A 20,052-nucleotide genomic window follows, 5' to 3' on the forward strand; every position below is an offset into this window, starting at 1 on the left:
TTTCTGGCGGTTCGCACCTTCTGCATGCCCGTTTCGTCGACCTATCGCTTGCCGAATCGCTATGCCGTCAACTCTCCGTACACCGCGATGGTCTGCGCGATCACGATACGCTCGTCGAACAGCGCAAGCGCTTTCTCTCGCGCCGCCTCGCCGAGTCGTCGCGCGAATTCGACATCGTCTTGCAGCCGCGCGATTGCTGTGGCCAGCGCCTTCGCATCGCCGATCGGCACGAGCAATCCATCGACTTCATGCGTGACCACCTCTCGGCATCCTGGCGCGTCCGTGGTGATCAGCGGCTTGGCGCACGCCGCCGCTTCTATCAAGGTTTTAGGAAGCCCTTCGCGATAGCTCGGCAGCACCACCACGTCGACGCTCGCGAGCAAATCGGGCATGTCGGCGACATGACCGAGCCATTGCACGATTCCCTCCGCCTGCCAGTCCAACAACCGTCGCTCTGGCACGGCTGCAGGATTGCCATTGTCGGGCGCGCCGACGAGCAGAAAATGTACGGATCGTTTTTCGTCCTTCAGTAACCGCGCCGCCGCGACGAATTCGGCGACGCCTTTGTCCCAGAGCATGCGCGCGGCAAGAGCGACGCGAAGCGCGCCGCCCCGAACCGGCGCCTCTTGCCGCGGCGTGAACCGCGAGCAATCCACTCCCGACCCACGAATGAGCCGAATTCGATCACCCGGAGCGATTTTCTCCCGTTCGAAGTAGTTCACATCATCGGGGTTCTGCAGGACGAGCCTCGCGCCATCGCCTCCGAGCGCGGCGCGCATCAATGCCCGCAGCGGCAATCGAAGCAACCGGGCCTTGAGCTCGTCGCTCGTGAAAACATACCCCATTCCGGCGATCGCGTTGACGCGCCGGGCGCCGACGAGACGAGCCGCGAGAGCTCCGTAAAGAGCGCATTTTATCGTGAACCCATGCACGAGAGCCGGCTTTTCCCTCCGCATCAGTCTCCATAGCCAAACGAGAAGCGCAAATTCGCGAAGCGGGTTGAGGCTTCCGCGCCGCATCGGCGCAGCGATCCACTCGAATCCGAGAGATATGAGCTTCGCGCCATATGGCCCCGCGGGCGACACCAAGATCACCTCATGGCCGCAGTCGCGTAGGGCAGCGGCGAGCGACTGCCTGAAATTGTACAGGTACCAGTCTGTATTGGCGAAGAGGAGGAGTTTCAAAGAAGAGCTTCCAAGGGGTAGAACCTGTAAGGTAGCCAATAATATGCGTGATTGGCGAAATTCAGCCAGATGAACAGCACCGCGCCATAGTAGGCGAGGATCGCGACCCGGATTCCCGACGAGGCGCCCGCGGACGAAATGTCACCTTCCGTCTCCGGCGTCACGAACGAGTCCGGCAATCGAGAAAAGACGACGAGCTGAAGAGGAAGCACATACAACGCCATGCGATCGACGACCGTGGACGCGCTCGTCACGAGCAGAACGAACGGCAGCGCCGCGGAAATCGATGCGAGCCACCTCCAGAGCGCGGCCTCGGATTCGCGGAAATGAAAGCGCTTGCGCCAGAGCAGAAAAATAATTGCCGGAACAGCGCCCATCAGCGCACGTATGAGCGCGCCTTCCGATTGCATCTCCGCGGCTACATAGTTCTGGTAGAGATTGTCCGCGTCTTTCTCCAACAGCGCCTTGTACATGCCGACGCCGAGAAGCGAGATCCAAGCCGCGGTCCAATATTTATTTTTCGAGGATGCGAGCGCCGCGATCGGCAAGACGAGCACCGCGGTCCTGTGAAAGGTGGCTCCGAGCGCGACCCAGATGGCGAATTTCCACATCGAGCCATCGGCGAGCGCGACCAAGCCGAGCAATATAAATCCGAGAGCGATCGCTTGACGGCTGTATCCCATAGCCACCACGATCACGAGATAGGGAACAGCCACCGCGAGCGCGAGCCAAGGCTGCGGCTGCGCCCGGCAGAAGGTCACCAATCCGAATGCGAAGATCGCGCCGCCTACGAGATTGACTCCGTACACGTCGAAATCGAAGGCGAGGCTGCACCAGTTCAGCAGTGAATAGCCAGGATCATTGGTCGAAAGCACATCGAGAAACCCCAGTCCCGCCGTGTTGTTCAGCATTTTTTCGTAAGAGCCCCAGTCGCCGCCGACTTGCTCGCGAAAGCCGATCAGGACAGTCAGCGAAAGCCAGACGAATCCCCAGGCGAGCGGGTGTCGTGTCTCCCAAATAGCCGCTCTCGTGCCGCGCATGCCCGCCGCAACAAGGGCGGGCGCGAGAAACATCAGCCAATAAGGCAACATGCTAACGGCTCTCCTCGAGCCAACTTTGAAAGATCAGAATGCTCCAGAGCTTCGAAGCCCGATCGCGCCGACCGCACAAATGATCTGTCCAAACCCGCCGAATAGGCGCCGGATCGAAGTAGCCCTCCCGCTCGAGCCGAGCCGCGTCGAGGAGACTTTCCGCCCAATCCCGCAAGGGACCCCTCAGCCAACTGCCCAAAGGAACGCCAAAACCAGACTTCGGCCTCTCGATCAACGTGCGCGGCACATATTTGTCGAGAACGCGGCGGAGCGCCCATTTGCCTCTTCCGTTCCGGATCTTCATATGCAGCGGGAGCCGCCATGCGAGTTCCGCCACGCGATGATCCAAGAACGGAGCCCGCGTCTCGAGGCCGATCGACATTGCGGCGCGGTCGACCTTGCATAAAATGTCGTCCGGCAAATAGGTCAGGCAATCACGATACATCATGCGCAATTGCGCCGCCTCCAATCCCGCGATCGGCCTTTCATGGCAGAGCGGGCCGAGCGCCGTGGAAGAACCTATCGAATCCTTTCGCAACACGTCATGCGGCGCTTGCCATTCGGAGACGAGATTGCGGTAGAGATCATCGAGGTCACGGGCGCCGTCCAAGCGCGACGCGAGCTTTTGCGCCTTCTCGCCCAAACGGGCGACGCCTCGGCTGCCAGGCAACAGCGCGTTGATCGGTCCGCCGAGCGCGTCCCACCCCGTCATAGGCGTCGCTGCGATCGCAGCCGCAAGCGCGCTGCGCGCTGAATAGGGAAGCCATGCGATGGCGCGCCACAGACGCGGCGCCCAAAAATACCGATTATAGCCGCCGAACAACTCGTCGCCGGCGTCGCCCGACAGAGCGACGGTCACCTGCTCACGCGCGGCGCGACAGACCAGATGAGTGGGAATTTGGGAAGAATCGGCGAACGGCTCGTCATAGATCGTCGGCAGCTCGGGAATGACCGCGCGCGCCTCGGACGCCGTCACAAACAATTCGCAGTGTTCCGTTTCGAGGTGCCGCGCGACGGCGCGCGCATGCGGGGCCTCGTCGAAGCCGGCGTCTTCGAAGCCCACCGTGAAACTTCTGACACGACGCGGCGACTGCCGCTGCATCAGCGCCACGATGGTCGAAGAATCGACGCCGCCTGACAGAAAGGCGCCCACAGGGACATCGGCGAGCGACTGAAGGCGTATCGACTCTCTCAGAACTTCGTCCAGCGCGCGCACCGCCTCCCTTTCGTCGTCGAACTGGCGCTGCGCGCCCGCTTCAACCGATTTTTCCAGCGACCACCAACGCCGCAAGCTGATTCCGCGCTGCGCCGTCGGAACGCTCGGCGGTTCCCCGACTATCGGCTCGGCGGAAGCGTCGATGGTGAGAATGCAGCCGGGTTCGAGCTTGTAGACGCCGCAAAAGATGCTTCTCGGCGCGGGGACATAAAGGAATTGTAGATAGAGCGCCAACGCCTCTCGACACACGGAATTTGAGAAGCCCGGGAAGGCGCGTAGCGCTTTGAGCTCCGATCCGAACAGGAAATCACGTCCGACCCATCCGTAATAGAGCGGTTTTTCGCCGAATCGGTCGCGCGCGAGATGCAGCTTGCGCGCAGCCGTGTCCCATAGCGCGATCGCGAACATGCCCACCGCGCGAACGAGCGTCGCCTCTACGCCCCATCGCTCGAAGGCCGCGAGCAACGTCTCCGTGTCGGAGCCGCCCCGCCAACAAGGCGCCGCGCCGATATTGCTTAATTCGGTCCTCATCTCCGAATGATTGTAAATCTCGCCGTTGAAGGCGATGATGTATCTGCCGCTGCTCGAGCGCATCGGCTGTCGCCCATTGGCGGACACATCGATGATCGATAAGCGACGGTGACCGAGAAAGACCAGACCGCCCTCGTCGGCCCATACGCCCGCGTCATCGGGCCCGCGTCTCGTCAGCCGATCTCTCATCGCTACGACGACGGCCTCGCCTCGCTGCGCGGGATCCGAAAAAACACATCCTGCAATGCCACACATGAATTCGCCGCTCTCTCGCGCTCGCCTGAAACACGACCGATGAAGCCAACCGCCGCGTCAGATCATCAGATCCTTGGCTATGCTCTTCCAGCCATAGAAATATTTATATTTGCCGCGCAACGCCATGTCGGCGATCGCCGCGAGCCTCCCCGTATATGACATTTCACGGAGCGCCGCCCTATTTTCGAGCGCCTCGATATTTCTCGACAGCTCGAAGTCGACGTCATCGAAACCGACAGAGACATTCAAGCGGCCAAATTCAATGCGTCTGACTCGAAGATGCGCGCGCATCTTTCGAAATTGCGCCGCCTTGTTCAAATAGTCCGTCCGCGGATCGACCCCTTTGAATTTGGCGCGCCACGTCGCCAAGGACATCGGCTCGGGATTCGCCATCTTCGTCTCCACTGAGCTATTGCCCTCATGAATCCGCCATACCTGAAGAATCTCGTTGCACGTATGCCTGCACCGCAGCGCCTTGCCCCAACGGTGTAGATAGACGTCATGATATTTTGGCATGTCGACAAAATTTTCCGGACGTATGAAGTCGGCAAATTCCCTGGTCACTGCCGTGCATGCACCGGCGATGTGACCATCGGCGCCGGATCCGACATTTATGCACTGTTTGAGCACCGTGAGGCCATAAGGCGCGCCATTCGCATCTGCATATGCAGCGTCATTCAGAAAAACATGGTGACGCGGCATTGCACTGGCTAACCGCGTCATCGCCAAAATTTTGTTCCTGTGCCATACATCGTCCTGATCACTCAAGAATATCAAATCGCCGCTGCAATCCGCCATCGCTCTCAAAAAGCTCTTTATATGGCCGCTGTTAATTTCATTCGAAACGACTCTAATCTCGAAGCTCGCGCGCCTCCTGAATCGCTCGACGATAGAAATCGTCTCGTCCTTCGAGCAGTCGTCGCAAATCACCAGCTCGTCCGGAGGCAATTCTTGTCTTGCAAAGCTATCGAGCTGCTCCTCTATCCATTTCGAGCCATTATAGGTCGCCATTGCAATGGATACCTTCATCTCGATCTCCCGATAGCGCTTTCCGGATTGTCGCCATTCAAAGACCGGCGTCTCTTCTCCCGGGCGAAGGCGGCGGCATCGATCCTCGACGCGCCATGTCCCTCACCAAGCTTCCGAGATTATTGAAATGGCGTTAGTTGCCCTCGACCATCATCTGAAAAACGCCTTCGCCTTTTGCTGGACGGATTGAGCGAGACGACGTCGCGTGGCGCCCCTATTCCCCGCCAGCTTTTTCTGAATTATACGGCGCCGAGACTGTCGATGTTCGAAGTTTCGATGGAGACGATTCCTCCCTGCTTCGAAACCCAATTGACGAATCGGAGCAAGGAATTCGGCTCGTGAACATGTTCGATCACATGACTGCCTGTGATTGTATCATAGACATTTTCCTCGGCAGGCAGGTCTTCATATGCGCCTATTCGCACATCCGACCCTTGTCGCCGAACGACGACGCGCTGGACGCCCGACCTGCAGTCAGGAAAAAGAGGTTGGCGCCATATCGATAACGTCGATGAACGGCATCGTCTTTATCTTTTCCCAGAATTGGTCGGTCGGCGCTTTCGATCCGTCTGGATAGTACTTTTCGAGCCTGACCTTGCTGGCGTCGATCGTCCTCCAATCGCCAGTGAGCAGATCGTTTCGAACGAAGAACGCATTCACGCCGTTTCTGCTTATCTCGACCAGACTGTATCCATTGCTGGCGCAGAGGTGAGCGATCGCGACGATCGAGGCGCCGTAGTATTCTCCGGTCTCGTGTTTGGCCTTTCGATCGAACAATGGGTCGTAGGGCACGGTTATCGGCCGTCGTCCAAGCGTTATATTGAACTCCGCGACGATCAGCGCTGGTCTCGCGGTTATGAGCTTTTGCAGAAACCAAAAATCATTGCCGTCGACGTCGATCGACAGAACGCCGAGGTCTTGCGATTCGGCGTAATCGAGAACCCTTTGCAGGGTCGTCAGATCGATCCACATTTGCTCGGCCCGAATCCCCTCATGGAGGATCAGATTGGCGACCCGGACGTTGTACGCCCCACCATCGACGAGGAGTCCTTTCCAGTCCTTTCTTCGGGCGAGATGGACCGTGTTGAATTCGAAGCCGGAGAAGCCGAGCTCTATGAAGCGCTTCGGCATTTCGACCCGCGAGGCGAGACGCGTTAGAATCTCGGCCTCGTTGCTCTGCGACGTCGCTTCGGTGGTCAGATTTTTCAGCAAAATAAATGGGACCGCCAATGGCGTGCTTTTGACGATGTCCTTCACAGCATCAATGACGAGCATTATTTTTCTCCCAGCCGATCACGCGATCGAGCGCGGCCCGATCTCTCGATGACCCGAGTCTAATTCAGTTCGCCGGCCTTTCGTGTCGTGACCGCTAGAGGCGCGACGGAACGGGCATGCCCCGACATGGATTCGGCCATATTCGGCTCATTCGGAACCGAAATTCGCGCTAAGCGCGAAAAAGGTCAGGCCTCGACACGACAACGACAGCGTGGGGCGTCAACGTTCGAATTCGAGCAGAAACGCGGCGGAGCGCCGAATGAAAATGCGTGCCTCCTCGCGCCAGATGCCATCACGGAGCCGGTCACCGGGTCAACGCAAATGAGAGGCCCTGAACCGGGAACTGCGGCGGCGCCTGGCGTGACCAGGGGCTGGTTCAGAGCTCACCCCGACTGGCGACTACGTCTTGCAATAAGCGCTCCAGCTTATCAGCCGATCGCTCCCAACGGAATTGTTGAACAAATGTGTGTCCGCGTTCGGCGATCTCGCTCCGCAGGAGGGGATCCTGGAATAGTCGATTGACCGCGGCAGCGAGAACGCGCGGTTCTTTGGGCGGCACCACCAGCGCAGTCATGTCGGCAATCGCATAGTCCTGCGAGCCTCCGTTATCGGTCGTTACGAGCGCAGCGCCGCAGGCCATAGCTTCGCAGCCCGGCAGCCCCCAGCCCTCGAAGTGCGACGGAACCATAAAGACGGCGTTATTGTTGTAAAACTCGCGGAGGTTCGGCTGGCTGGGTCGGCGCAATCGGCTGATCCATTGCGGCATTTCGATCTCATCGCTGCCAAATGCGGTAACGTGGAGCCGATCGCCATAGATTTCGCGCAGCAACGTTGCCGCGACGATAGCGTCGGCGGCGCCCTTGAAAGCCTTCTTGCGTGCAGGGAACCCCAATGTGAGTGGTGCTCTGTCCGTGCTGGCGACATCGCGGCCGAAGGCGTCGAAATCGATCCCACAAGGGATCCGAGCACGAGGCAGCGCGCCGCATTGCGTCAGCATAGCTTCTACCGCCCCCGAGGTCGCAATTATTTCGAAATCGATGCTGTACGTGCGCTCCATCCTCACACGCGTGGCCGGTTCGACGGTCCGCCAGAACTCGTAGTCATAGACGATATAGAATTTTCTGCCCCTGTTGTCGGGGGCGTATCGCAGCAGCTCCGCGGTCTGCCATGCAGTGGCGATCAGGGCGTCGGCTTTGGGCAAGCTGGGTCCGCTGAGATCCGACACGAATTTAATCTGCACATCATCGCGTAATTTGAAATGCGGGGTTAACGGCCGGTTCTGAAGGCGCGTCTTGAGCGCCCAAAGCGGGCTTTTGATCCGCTCTTTCCAATCACTGGAGAGTGAGAGAGTGTGCGGAAAAATAATACATACCTGATGGCCGCGCGCCTGCAGCAGATTGGCGTAATTATAGTGTACGTGATAACCCCCGAGAGGGCCATTGAAGTAAGCTGGGAGCACTATGGAGATTTTCATTAGAATGTAGCTCCCTGGGTATTGAAAGAAACTGACGGCATATCCAGTTTTCACGGCAACCCGCCGGGCTCATAACATTGTAAAGATCCCGCGCGCATGGGCGCTGCCGCATGTTCGTCCTCGCTGGCTTTGCGCATACGTAACGTGGCCGCGGTGGGACGCCCTCCGACGGCGCCCGCAAAAGAAAACATTTTCGAACTCCGCGCCGAGCGACCTGCCTTGCATAACGGAAAGAGTGACATAATCGAAAAAACGAGAGGGCTTTCGACCCGGCTTCCTGAAAGGTCGCCCCGCCTCCATTGAAGAAAGTCCCTCTCGTGTGATCGAGGAGAAGGGGCCAATTTACAGCCGCACGTCGGCCTCCTCCGCTTTCAGGATGTATTTCAGGTCGTACAGCACATGGGCGCTCTTTCCGAGCGCGCGGATCTTCTCTGCGCCGATCGTTCGAAACCGATCATGTGCGACCGCGAGAATAATCGCGTCATAGACGCCAGCCTGCAGTTCGTCGACCGGAGTGACGCCATATTCGCGCTGCGCGTCTTCGGCGTTGACCCAAGGGTCATAGACGTCCGCCAGGACGTTGTATTCCCGGAGCTCGCGCAGAATATCGACGACACGCGTATTGCGCAGGTCCGGACAATTTTCCTTGAACGTCAGCCCCATCACCAGAACGCGCGCGCCTTCGACTTGAATGCGACGCTTGACCATCGCTTTGACGAGTTGGGAGACGGCATAGGCTCCCATGCCATCATTCAGACGCCGACCCGCGAGAATGATTTGAGGATGATAGCCGATCGCCTCCGCCTTGTACGTCAGATAATAGGGGTCGACGCCGATGCAATGCCCGCCGACGAGGCCCGGGCGGAAGGGTAGGAAGTTCCATTTCGTGCCTGCGGCCTCCAGCACGGCCTCCGTCTCGATTCCCATCTTGTTGAAGATGATCGCCAGCTCGTTGATCAGGGCGATGTTGAGATCCCGTTGGGTGTTCTCGATGACTTTGGCGGCTTCGGCGACGCGGATGCTCGACGCCTTGTGGGTCCCTGCGACGATGATTTCGCGGTAGAGCCGGTCGACGATCTCGGCGACTTCCGGCGTCGAGCCGGCTGTCACCTTCTTGATCGTCGAAACTCGATGCGCCTTGTCGCCTGGATTGATGCGCTCCGGGCTGTAACCGACGTAGAAGTCTACATTGAGCTTCAACCCGGACACGGCCTCGAGTTCGGGCACGCAATCCTCCTCGGTCGCGCCCGGATAGACCGTGGATTCGAAAACCACGATGTCGCCCTTCTCGAGGACCTTTCCGATAAGGCGAGACGCTCTGAGCAACGGCGAGAGATCAGGGCGCTTGTGTTCGTCGATCGGCGTGGGAACGGTCACAATATAAAAATTGCACTCGACCAAGTCGGACAGATTGCTGGTGTAGCGCAGACCACTCGCTTCGCGGAGCTCTTGTTCCGAAACTTCCAGCGTTACGTCCCGCCCGGCTTCCAGCGCGGCGACACGCCCGGCGTCGATGTCGAAGCCGACGACGGTGCGATGTTTTGCAAACTCCGCCGCCAAGGGCAGACCGACATATCCCAGTCCGATCACGGCGAGCTTGATCTCCGAGGAATGATCGATAATGCTCATTGGTTCTTCCTCGCTCTCTTATACAATTCATGAAAAATGAACGATGCGGCGTAAAGCTCTATTCGCGCCGCACAGGTCGCCGGGCTAGCCATTTCCGCCGCCAGGCGAAAGAAGGACGGGAGAATGTGCGCGCAGCGTCGCGCGGGGGGGACTTGGCGGTGGCGAGGTCTCGCCGACGGCTTCGAACGTCGAGCGATCCAACTCCATCGGAACTTTTCCACCCATCATATCGAGCAGCACGCGTACGCGGCCTTTCGAATCGAGTCGCTCCAAACATCCGACCGCGCCCGCAAAAGGACCGACCGTGACGCGCACCGTCTGACCTTCCCGTAGCTTGTCGCCGAAACGGAGCACCCCCTGCTCATCGGCAATGTCCAGCAATTCCTCGACCACTTCCGAGGGAGCCGGTCGTGGAGTCTCGCCCGCCATTATGAGGCCCGCCACGCCGAATGTTCCGTTCACCGATCGCCAACGGTCGCGGCCGATGTCGAGAATCACAAATATGTAACCTGGAAAAACGACGGTGTTTACGGTTCGCAGCTTACGGGCATGCCTGACCGTCTTCGTCATTCGCGGCAAAAATGCTCGCAGCCCTTGGCGACGCAGATGAAACTCCGCCCGCGGCTCTTGTCGCGGAAGTGACTGAGCAACATACCATCTCTCGGTATCCTTCAAGATCAAATCCTGACGACGGCAGATCCATTGCTCGACATGTGGTAAGTCAGATTGTATGGACGCCACTCCGATCTCCTTCATAATCGACTGCTCTGCTCTGATACCCGCGCCGAAGGCCGGACAATTTCTAGGATCGAATGCGATCTTTGCTCACCAGGGGATGACGCGAATGAAAGGCGAAACGCCCGCCCCTCGACATCCGCCACATAAATTTCACAGGGCGCCGCCAAAGATCAAAAGACGTCGAGGCCGATAATGAACGATCCGCGCGTCGCCTTTGATCGATAGAAGGATGTTTCAAATTGCGCATGCTCGAGCGGATGCCGTCCCTCGTTTGTGTCGTGTCCTGGGCGGCGACGCACACGCTTCTCGTCTACGTATTCGCAATCATAATCTGTCGTTTCGATTCGTTCGATGCGTTCGAGCTTCCATCGGCCGTCGAAACCCGACATGTTTCTGCGGCTGTCGTGTTCACCGGATCATTCGAGAGGATCGACGCCGGCCTCCAACTCATGAATTCCGGTGTCGTTCCGCTTCTCTACATCTCTGGTCTGAATGCGAACGCCGGCCTCCATCCGAGCCGTTTCGTCGCTCAATTCTCCGCGCGCAACCCGAACATCCGGGATCTTAGACGATTGGTGGAGTGCTGCGTGCAATGGGGCGAATATGCCGAAAACACGATTCAGAACGCGGTGGAGACGAGATGCTGGGTGCGACGACACGAGACGCCGGGCCCGCTGCTGCTGATTACCTCGCGGTTGCACATGGCGCGCGCGCTGACCGCATTGTCGAGCGAGCTTCCGGATCGTCCGCTTATCCCCTTTCCGGCTCTGGATCCCGCATCGTCAGCATCGCAATCGCGACCGCGGGTAATAGAATATTTGAAATATCTGGCTACGATAGCGCTCGTCCATGCTCCGTCAATCAATTTCCGCCTTCCGATTCATCGATCGCGCGCCGACGGCTGCCCTCCATGAGACCGACGTCGTTCTGTCCGCCTGCTGCAGCCGAGTCGGCAACTCTGGCGGGCCGACGAAGCAGCCGGAGATTCCGAAAATACACCGTGCCGTTCGCTATCAGCTCCGGCGCAGATTTCGCGCTGAGAGCAAGACGCAGTACGGGGAAGTCGCAGACGTCCGCCGGCATCTCGAAGTCGACCGAAAGCTCCCGCCACGGAGTCGATCCGCGCAACGGCTCTGTTTCCGCGAGAACGTTTTCGCGCTTTTGGAGACATGACAATCTCCATACGACGCCGCGCGCCGCGCGCAGGCTGTCGGCGCTCGCTTCGATTTTCAGGCGGTAGCGCCCCGGCGACAACGACAGAACCTGATAGACGGAAAGCTTCGGACCGCCGGCGCCGACGAACTCTATGCGAATGGAGCGTTTGCCTTCCGGGTCCGGGAGTCGGAGAAAACTGACGCTGCCTCTGGGAAATTCGGTTACGCTCCACTCGAATGGAATGTTCGATGGATGCTCGGTAAATCCGCCGTCGAAGACAAGCTTCGCTTTCGGCCTTTTCGCTTCCGACAGGAATTGCGTCCAGGCCAAATATGCTTCCGTGGTTCGACCTTGCTTCATCAGTTGTCGAAGAACCGGCGCAAGGTCCGTTGCACGCAGCGCATGTCCGCCGCCTGCCAATTGCGAAAGCAATCTCACCCCGGAATCGGCGTCATCATATTCGCCGAGTCGCTCGAACACAGATCGACGCCACGAAGGCTCTCTCACGAGAAATTCGCTCAACGCTGGATACGAGCGAGCGTCCATGGCCGCGCTCGTCAGGAGTTGCTCGAGCAGATGGCGAGTTGTTCCGCCAATGTGCAACATTGCGTCGGCGCCCGCTATCGCGCTCGAATAGTCGGATCGGCTGATCTGAAGCTCGATCGATCTCGTGTGCGAAGCGACATTTCGGAAAGAGCGATTACTCGCGACGTTCAACAGGGAATCCGAACGATCTCTCTCTCCGAGCCTCGCCGCGATGTCTGAGAGCAGAACGAATGCGCGCTGTTGTAGTGGATTGGAAACAAGGCTCATCTGCGCGAGTGTCCTCGCCGCGCGGAGCTCGCTCTCGAGCAGATCGAGATTTGGATGCTCTTCGACGTGCCACACAGCCACGGGTGAGCCACGTCGGCCATCGGCGAGGAGCGGCAAAAACCAGTTTTGGTCTTTCTGCAATTCCTCGAGAGCCATTCGCTCGACAGCTCTCGCATAATGGCTCCTGCTGAACTGCAGATCAATCCATATCGCGACCAAATCGACATCGCCGATGATCGGGCGTCCGGCCATTTTCAACAAGACGTTCGCGCCTTGCGTCAGCTCGGTGCCGTCGAGATCGGGCCTGAACTCACCTTCCTTTCGAGGCCGGAGCAGGACGCTTTCACTACGCCCTTGCGACCTCGGTCTGGTCGCTCTCACAAAAATCGTCTCACCAATCGACAGCAAGGCCGATGAATTCGTGGGGCTCCACGCAAGCGCCGATTTGGCGTCGCTTCGCCAAGAATGGTCCGCTGTCGACGTCGCCAAGATCATCCATCCGATCCGGCAGAGGACCAGCGTAATGGCGAGGCCGATGACGAGTTCGACCGCGATCGCCCATTGCTTCGCGAAAAAATTGTCGCGCTTCACCTCGCGGCCTGTCCTTCTTGTTTCATGCATGTGCGGATTCAGCTTTCGATGTGCGTCGCGGAGCGCTCTGTCGAAGACGCGAGCTGCGACGAGTCCTGGTCGTCTGCAGCGCCTGCCGTTCCGTAGCCATATTCGTAGGCGCTGTCATAACCGTAGCTCTGGTTCTCGAAACGGAACCGGTTGAGCACCACGCCAAGCACATGCGCACGAGCCATGTTCAGTCGTTTGAGAGCGATTCCGATCACATCTCGTCGGGTTGCGCCGGTGGAGATCACAAAGACCGTATCGTGCACCGCATTCGCGATCAGTGGAGCATCGGCGATTCCCAGGACCGGCGGCGCGTCCGCTATAATCAGATCGAAAAATTCGCCTCCGAGCGAAATCAACGATGAAAATCTCTGGCCGCTGAAGAGGTCCGCAGGATTTGGCGGTAACGGCCCCGACGCGATAAAAAAGAGAGTTTCGAGATCGGTTCGCTGCACCACGTCTGAAGCCTGCATGCTCCCGGCGAGATAATTGCTCAAACCGACCAAGTTCGGGAGATCGAGCTGCCGATGGAGCGAGGGCCGTCTGAGATCCGCGTCGATCAAGAGAACGCGCACTCCTTGTTCGGAGCAGATTCTCGCCAGCGCGAAAGAGGTCGTGCTCTTACCTTCGCTCGGCTGCGCGCTCGTGACCGCGATACTCTTCGGCAACCCGCTCGGCGTCGAAAATTGCAGCGCCGTCCGCAATGAGCGCAACGCCTCCGACACGTTGGATCGCAAGTCCGTCAACGCGACCTTCATTGCGGTCTTGTCGTCGACTGCCGGAACCAGCCCGAGCAGCGGCAGCCTGAATTTCGTCTCGATGTCGTGAGGGGATTTTACGGTGTTGTCGAGATACTCGATGACGAGCGTCGCGGCGACGCCGCAAATGAGACCTAGAATCGCGCCGATCAGGAGGTTTCGGAAAGGGCGCGGAGAGTAAGGGCCTGTCGGTCGCTCTGCAGGATCGACCACGGATATATTGTTCGAATCCAACGCCCCGAGAACGCTGATTTCTTTTGCGCGCTGAAGCATCTGCTCGTATAAAACACGATTCGTGGAGACCTCCCGCTGCAGCAGGTCATATTGGATGCTGCGAGCTTGCTCGTTGATGAGTTCCTTCTTGAGCTGCTCCAACTGCTTCGCTAATTCAGCTTCCTGATTTTTTGCGCTGATGTATTGCGTATGTATCGTTTCTTTGACGTTGACAATGATATTGTTTGCTTGTCGATCGAGCTCGTCCATCTGCGACTTGATCGCGACCATCTCCGGGTAGTTGGGCTTGAAGAGTGTCAGCTTCTGCTGATATTCTGCGGCGAGGCTCGCCCGCTTGTCCCGGTTAGCCGACATGCCTCTATTTTCGTACACCTGCTGCAGACTGTAGACATCCTCGGTCTGAGCCATGGCCCAAAGCTGCTCGAGCCTCGTTCGCTCGATCTTCGCATTACCGAGATTGGTGTTCGCGGCGGCGAGATTGATCGACGCCAACGTCGATCTGTTCTCACCGGATCCAGCGCTCGTGATCTGCTCTCTCGCGCCATATGCGACGACCTCGGCTTGGCTCTTTTCGAGCTTCATCTTCATCTCTTCGAGCCGCTCCTCCAGATAGCTGCGCGCGTAGGACGAGGCTTCGAAGCGACGCTCGAGATTGCGGCTGGTGAAAATATCGGCGACGCCATTGACGATGAGCTGGGCCGTGGCCGGGTTGGGATCGGAATAATGGAGCATGACGAGGCGCGAGCCTCTCTTCGGCTCGACAACGAGATTGCTCGTGAATTTCGCTACCGCCGCGCGTCGTCTGGTCAGCGCGTCAGGATCGTGAGATCCGCTGGAAAACAGGCTCACGAAGGTCAGCAACAAGCCCTGAGGTCCTTGCGGCAAAAATTTAGGATCGTCGAGCAATCCCATCCTTACCGCCACCTGCTCGGCCAGTGAGCGGCTTTGCAGGAGATCGTATTGCGTCTTATAGAACTCGGAGTCGCTCCTCCCTACTTCCTCTCCGGTTTCGACCCCCTGAGTCTGCGTGAATCGTGTCTCATGTCGATCGATCTGTATGACCGCCGTCGCTCGATAGACCGGCGTTGTCATCAACGTCATCAACAATGCCAGGACGACAAAAGCTCCGACGACGCATGCGATGAGCTTTCGATGTCGGACCAGCAGTTGCCAGTACTCGATGACGTTGAAGTCTCCGCCGGCTCCCGTCGTGGCGAAAAAGGGGACAGGCCGCCGCGTTCCGCTGTTGTCTTCGATCCGGGCCCCATCGAGGTTCACGCTCGGCAAGCTGGAATGCTCGACCGGCTGTCCATTTTCGGATTTCATTTTATCGGCCCGTCAGAGGTTGAGGAACTGCATGACGAATATTGCTTAATCTATCGAAAGCAGCCGTCACGACCGATTGGAGCGTGCGTCTGTCTGTCGCCGGCCATGAAGCGCGCTCTTCGATGAAACGACGAATAAAACAACACAGATCATGACTTCAAAAGAAGAAGCGCGCGAACCCCATTCCCTGTAGTCCGACTCCTAAAATGTCCTTGAACTCTGTCCACGCGGATCTTATGGCCGACTCCCCAACTACGACGACGTCTCCGGCCAACAGGACAGGATCGTCCCGCTCGCCGGAACGAATGGCTGCGAGATCGTACCGATTTGCGATGCGTGCGTTGTCCACCTTCCGAAACACCGCCACCTCGCGGTCGGCCACCCTTGTCAGCCCTTTGGCCTGGGCGATCGCCTGCAGCAGCGTCATTCGTCCGCTTATCGGATAGACTCCCGGCGAGCCCACGGCGCCTTCGACGGTGAACCGCTGACTGGCGTAGTCCCTGACAGAGACATGCACGTCGGGGGAACGGAGATAATTCGAGCCCAGGCGAGCGGCGATGAGGGTTTCGAGCTCTTTGACGCTCTTCCCCTTCGCTGGCAGTTCGCCGATCAGCGGCATGGAGATATAGCCTGTCCGGGAAACTTGCCGCGTCCCATCGAGATCCCTCACTTGAAAGACGGTGATTTCGACAACGTCGAGGGGCTGGATCTTGTAGTCGTCGTCCAAAACGCCAGATCCCGTGTCGGAGGACACGATCGCCGAGGCGCGGTCACGGGCGAATGATCCGGTCGTGTCGTCGAGGGGCCCGACCGCTTCGCTGCAACCGGCGAGAGCCAGCAACATGCAGGCCAGCGTGAGCGCATGTCGGCCTCGCATCCCTGTGGCGACCATGATCGAATCTCCGATGCCGATGTAGATGAGGCTCTCGCCGTTTTCAACGAGCGGTGCGATTCAGAATATCCTGCATCGGCCAGAACGCGCCTCGCTTTGCTTTCGGCGGCTGCGATGTCTCGCATGGCGCCTTCGGCGGCGTAAATTCGTCGGAATTGAGGAGGATCGCTCGAGGGCGGATTGAAACCAGGTTTCGCGTCTCCTGCGGCCCGACCAGACGTTCGGCGCTTCTGATGGCGTCGTGCATCAGCGGCGGCCGTCGCTTCGCGCCATGCGCATCGGTCGCGATGACATGAACGACGCCGTCGATCAACATACGTTCCGCCCACATTTTCGGCCCGCGTCCGAACGATCCCGTCAATGAGCCGGCCGTGATCTGCATCCAGACTCCGGAACGTGAAAGGCGTACGAACAGCTCATAATGCGACGAGATCCACGTCAATCGCTCCGGATGCGTGACGATCGGCACATATCCAGCCGCCAATATGTCGAACAAAAGATCGTCCATTCGTTGCGGCGCGATGTGATGAGGCGGCTCGAAGAGCACGAATTTCGTGTCGTTCAGGGTCGCGATCTCGCCCGCCCGAATCGCCGAGACGAAATCCGGACGTATATGCGCGTCCGAGCCGACGACGAGCGTCACAGCTATTCCGGCTTCGTCGATGGCCTCTTGAAGATCCTGCACCGCCTCGCGGATTCCGGCCGCCTCATTATCGAATACTCCCGGCTGGATGTGCGGCGTGCATGCGATCGTGGTGACGCCTTCGGCCGCCGCAATTCTCGCCATTTCGAGCGAGACGTCCAAATGTCTGGCGCCGTCGTCGATACCGGGCAGAAGATGACAATGAATATCTATCATTCGTTCGAACCATTCCACGGCGAACCGTCGGCCACGCCGCGGCTCGCAAGGGCGCCTCGTATAGAAGCGGAAAAAGCGGCGACACAAACGCCTTCCCACGCTACCGCACTTCGGGTGAAACACGTCACCCGAACGCCATCCTTCGCCGTCGCAGGGCGGATCGACGATTTACGCCGCCGCCATGCTGTGTCGCCTCACGCGAGCTATTCGGCCGCGAGCGCGACCCATTCTCGGTTATTCGACGACGAGGTTCGTCACCCCGTCGAGTCCGGCCGCTCGTGCCATGCGCGTCGGACGGATGCCTGCGCACGCTCGCCGAAAATGATCGCGCCGCCAGAGCGAAGGCGCGTCGCGTTCCGACGATCAGCGGCGCCGCCGTCGCGCAGAAGCATGAGCCGATGGCGTATCGCGCGAGGGCGATCACTCTTTATTGTCGAGATATCGACGCTCTCCCGTAGAATCGGAGCGACGACAGTCGATGTCACGATCAGTGAAAGGTCCATCGACCGCAAATTTGATCGTCGTGTCATCGCAACCTCGCTTCGCATCAATTTTCAAGGCAAAAAAAGGAATTACGACGAAGTTCGAATTGCGGATGCATTGATACGGCACATTTCCTCGAGAGGCTCGTTAGGAAAATTACCTATGCCACGAACTTGTGGATTCTCGTCACGCGACGAAATTCGTCTGCTCGTCGTCGCGGCGCACATGAACCGACGACCAGACGGCTTTTCGCCTGCTCGCGCGCGATCGCGCTGCGATTTCGAGGGTGAGGTTTGCGCGATCGCGCCTATCGGGCGATAGATGAGACGACGAGCGCGAGGCGCGCGGCTTCGCCTGTGCGACGTGTCGGAGTCGGGCCTCTCGCGGGGGACGAAAAAGCAGCAGAGCCGCACGGCGCCGGCGTCACATTTTCATGTCGGCCTCGACGGCGTCTCCGCGCATGGGGCCGATCTTCAGCCGCACCAGCCGCCGTCGCAGAATTCCGATCCGGCGATGCTCGCGCCAGCCGGCGCGAAGGAGATCGCCGCCTCCGCATCGAAGAGCGAGAAAACGGCGCCGACGACGATCGCAGCCAAGAGAGCGGCGAAGAGCTGGGCGAATTCGGTCATGGCGGGGCGTCCTTCTCGTTGGAGCGGCCGCTGCCGCGGCGAACGCTTTCGACATTTAGCGCCGCCTCCCGCGCGCGCCTGTGCGAGATCGCACAGGGCATGTGAACGACGAGAAGAAAAAAAACCCGCTGCAGGAAAGCTCAAAGTCAGAAAAGCTCAAAGTCAGAAATGGCTGTCCGGCTCGTCGCCGGCCTCGTCCTTCTGCTCATGGCGCAACATCAGCGGGATTTGCGCGAAGGCGTAGAGCAGCGTCAGCGGCAATATGCCGAAGACCTTGAAATTCACCCAGACGTCGGTCGGAAAGTCGCGCCGCACGAATTCGTTGAGCGCGGCCAGGAAGAAGAAGAACAAGGCCCAGCGCCAGGTCAGCTTGCGCCAGCCGGCGTCGTCGAGCCGGAAGGCGGATTCGAACACCGCCGGCAACAAGAGCTTGTCGAACCAGAGCGCGCCGAGAAGCGCCGAGCCGAAAAGCACGTAGAGGAGCGTCACCTTCAGCTTGATGAAATTTTCGTCCTGCAAGAAGAAAGTCAGCGAGCCGAAGACGAGCACGAAGATCGCCGTGACGACCGGCATGGTCGGCAGATGGCGGGTGATGGAATAAGAGACGGCGAGCGTCGCCGGCACGGCGACCATCAGCGCCGCCGTCGCCTGGAAGATGCCGAACTTCTGATTGACGATGAAGAACAGGACCAGCGGCCCCATCTCCAACGCGAATTTCAATCCGGGGTGAAGGCGCCTCTTGGCGGGCGCTGCTGTCGTCTCTTCGGTCATGAGTTTTGTTCGCCCGCCTCTGCGTCGGATTCGAGCCCGGCGATGGCGCGGGCGAAGTCGCGCGCGGTGAAGGGCTCGAGATCGTCCGCGCCTTCGCCGACGCCGATGAAGTGGATCGGCAGGCCGTATTTTTCGGCGATCGCCACGAGAATGCCGCCGCGCGCCGTGCCGTCGAGCTTGGTCATGACGAGACCGGTGACGCCCGCCGTCCTCTCGAAAGCGTCGACCTGGGCGATGGCGTTCTGGCCGACGGTCGCGTCGAGCACCAGAAGCACGGCGTGGGGCGCTTCGGGCTCGGCCTTTTTCATCACCCGCACGATCTTGGCGAGCTCGGCCATCAGTTCGGAGCGATTCTGCAGCCGGCCGGCCGTGTCCATGAGCAGAATGTCGGAATCGCGCTCACGCGCCGATTTGATCGCGTCGAAGGCGAGGCCGGCGGCGTCCGCCCCCTCGGGCGCGTAACATACCGGAGAGTTGAGCCTTTCTCCCCAGATTCGAAGCTGCTCCACGGCCGCGGCGCGGAATGTGTCGCCGGCCGCCAGCATCACCTTCTTGCCCTCGCCGCTCCATTTGGCGGCGAGCTTGGCGATCGTCGTCGTCTTGCCGGAGCCGTTGACGCCGACGACGAGCACGATGAAGGGCTTCTTCGACTCGTCGATCTCGAAGGGACGCGCCACGGGCTCGAGCGCGCGCTCCACCTCCTCGGCGAGAATGGCGCGCACCTCATCCGGGCCGATCGTCTTCTCATAGCGCGCCGCGCCCACCTTGGCGGCGATGCGCTGCGCCGCGGCGACGCCCAAGTCGGCGCGGATCAGCACATCCTCGAGCTCCTCGAGGGTGAGCGCGTCGAGCTTGCGCTTGTTGAAGAGATCGGCGATGCCCTGGACGATGGCCTGCGAGGAGCGCGACAGGCCCCCGGTCAGCCGCTCCCACCAGGAGCGCTTTTTCGGCCGGTCTTCGCCGGCGTCGGCGGCCGGCGCTCCGCCGCGGCCGAACAGCCGCGCGAAGAGTCCCTTTTTTTCCTCGGCTTCGCTCATAATCCCTCGCGGTCGCGCCGATTGCTACACCAGGGCGCGACGAAGGGCCAGCGGC

The 20,052-nt window shown here is 59.5% G+C and carries 18 protein-coding genes; 2 read left to right on the top strand and 16 right to left on the bottom strand.

Annotated elements, in window-relative coordinates; genetic code table 11:
- Nucleotides 1-59 precede the first annotated feature (59 nt).
- The 9 genes from Mspo_RS00685 to Mspo_RS00725 form a co-directional block, all read right to left on the bottom strand.
- Nucleotides 60-1,223: a glycosyltransferase family 4 protein gene (locus Mspo_RS00685; RefSeq protein ID WP_201281592.1), complete on the bottom strand. Its 1,164-nt coding sequence runs from the start codon at nt 1,221-1,223 to the stop codon at nt 60-62.
- Nucleotides 1,181-2,275, bottom strand: coding sequence for an EpsG family protein (locus Mspo_RS00690; protein WP_159726016.1), 1,095 nt, complete (start codon nt 2,273-2,275; stop codon nt 1,181-1,183). The genes Mspo_RS00685 and Mspo_RS00690 overlap by 43 nt, the downstream gene beginning before the upstream one ends.
- Before the next feature lies 1 nt (nt 2,276).
- Nucleotides 2,277-4,277, bottom strand: a complete 2,001-nt coding sequence (gene asnB, locus Mspo_RS00695; RefSeq protein WP_159726017.1) for an asparagine synthase (glutamine-hydrolyzing) — start codon at nt 4,275-4,277, stop codon at nt 2,277-2,279.
- A 57-nt stretch (nt 4,278-4,334) separates the two neighbouring features.
- On the bottom strand, nt 4,335-5,306 hold the full coding sequence (locus tag Mspo_RS00700; protein ID WP_159726018.1) for a glycosyltransferase: 972 nt from the start codon (nt 5,304-5,306) through the stop codon (nt 4,335-4,337).
- Nucleotides 5,307-5,545: 239 nt separating this feature from the next.
- Nucleotides 5,546-5,806: a class I SAM-dependent methyltransferase gene (locus tag Mspo_RS20245; protein ID WP_368854803.1), complete on the bottom strand. Its 261-nt coding sequence runs from the start codon at nt 5,804-5,806 to the stop codon at nt 5,546-5,548.
- Complete coding sequence (locus tag Mspo_RS00710) at nt 5,781-6,563, bottom strand: hypothetical protein (protein ID WP_159726020.1); 783 nt, start codon at nt 6,561-6,563, stop codon at nt 5,781-5,783. Before Mspo_RS00710 ends, Mspo_RS20245 begins: the two co-directional genes overlap by 26 nt.
- A 394-nt stretch (nt 6,564-6,957) precedes the next feature.
- Entirely contained in the window at nt 6,958-8,055 is a 1,098-nt protein-coding gene (locus Mspo_RS00715; protein ID WP_159726021.1) for a glycosyltransferase family 4 protein, read from the bottom strand.
- Between the two features lie 342 nt (nt 8,056-8,397).
- Nucleotides 8,398-9,684 (bottom strand): Vi polysaccharide biosynthesis UDP-N-acetylglucosamine C-6 dehydrogenase TviB, encoded by a 1,287-nt coding sequence (gene tviB, locus Mspo_RS00720; RefSeq protein ID WP_159726022.1) that lies wholly within the window; start codon nt 9,682-9,684, stop codon nt 8,398-8,400.
- An 84-nt stretch (nt 9,685-9,768) separates the two neighbouring features.
- Nucleotides 9,769-10,440, bottom strand: a complete 672-nt coding sequence (locus Mspo_RS00725; RefSeq protein ID WP_159726023.1) for a transcription termination/antitermination protein NusG — start codon at nt 10,438-10,440, stop codon at nt 9,769-9,771.
- Between the two features lie 227 nt (nt 10,441-10,667).
- On the opposite strand from Mspo_RS00725, the gene Mspo_RS00730 reads away from it, so the two are divergent.
- Entirely contained in the window at nt 10,668-11,336 is a 669-nt protein-coding gene (locus tag Mspo_RS00730; protein WP_244613027.1) for a YdcF family protein, read from the top strand.
- Here the strand turns inward: Mspo_RS00730 and Mspo_RS00735 are convergent.
- The 4 genes from Mspo_RS00735 to Mspo_RS19745 form a co-directional block, all read right to left on the bottom strand.
- Entirely contained in the window at nt 11,284-12,981 is a 1,698-nt protein-coding gene (locus Mspo_RS00735) for a hypothetical protein (RefSeq protein WP_159726025.1), read from the bottom strand. The two genes, Mspo_RS00730 and Mspo_RS00735, sit on opposite strands and share 53 nt — an antisense overlap.
- A 38-nt stretch (nt 12,982-13,019) precedes the next feature.
- A complete protein-coding gene (locus Mspo_RS00740; RefSeq protein WP_159726026.1) occupies nt 13,020-15,326 on the bottom strand; it encodes a polysaccharide biosynthesis tyrosine autokinase in 2,307 nt (768 codons plus the stop codon).
- 157 nt (nt 15,327-15,483) lie between these two features.
- Nucleotides 15,484-16,218, bottom strand: coding sequence for a polysaccharide biosynthesis/export family protein (locus tag Mspo_RS00745; RefSeq protein WP_159726027.1), 735 nt, complete (start codon nt 16,216-16,218; stop codon nt 15,484-15,486).
- 43 nt (nt 16,219-16,261) lie between these two features.
- Nucleotides 16,262-17,077: a tyrosine-protein phosphatase gene (locus Mspo_RS19745; protein WP_244613012.1), complete on the bottom strand. Its 816-nt coding sequence runs from the start codon at nt 17,075-17,077 to the stop codon at nt 16,262-16,264.
- On the opposite strand from Mspo_RS19745, the gene Mspo_RS00755 reads away from it, so the two are divergent.
- Nucleotides 17,063-17,881, top strand: a complete 819-nt coding sequence (locus Mspo_RS00755) for a hypothetical protein (protein ID WP_244613014.1) — start codon at nt 17,063-17,065, stop codon at nt 17,879-17,881. The two genes, Mspo_RS19745 and Mspo_RS00755, sit on opposite strands and share 15 nt — an antisense overlap.
- Nucleotides 17,882-18,033: 152 nt before the next feature.
- Here Mspo_RS00755 and Mspo_RS00760 read toward each other — a convergent pair whose 3' ends face one another.
- The 3 genes from Mspo_RS00760 to ftsY form a co-directional block, all read right to left on the bottom strand.
- Complete coding sequence (locus Mspo_RS00760) at nt 18,034-18,189, bottom strand: hypothetical protein (RefSeq protein ID WP_159726030.1); 156 nt, start codon at nt 18,187-18,189, stop codon at nt 18,034-18,036.
- Nucleotides 18,190-18,351: 162 nt separating this feature from the next.
- On the bottom strand, nt 18,352-18,960 hold the full coding sequence (locus Mspo_RS00765; RefSeq protein WP_159726031.1) for a septation protein A: 609 nt from the start codon (nt 18,958-18,960) through the stop codon (nt 18,352-18,354).
- Complete coding sequence (gene ftsY, locus Mspo_RS00770; protein ID WP_159726032.1) at nt 18,957-19,997, bottom strand: signal recognition particle-docking protein FtsY; 1,041 nt, start codon at nt 19,995-19,997, stop codon at nt 18,957-18,959. Before ftsY ends, Mspo_RS00765 begins: the two co-directional genes overlap by 4 nt.
- Between the last annotated feature and the right edge of the window lie 55 nt (nt 19,998-20,052).

Source organism: Methylosinus sp. Ce-a6 (assembly GCF_009811655.1).
GTDB lineage: Bacteria > Pseudomonadota > Alphaproteobacteria > Rhizobiales > Beijerinckiaceae > Methylosinus.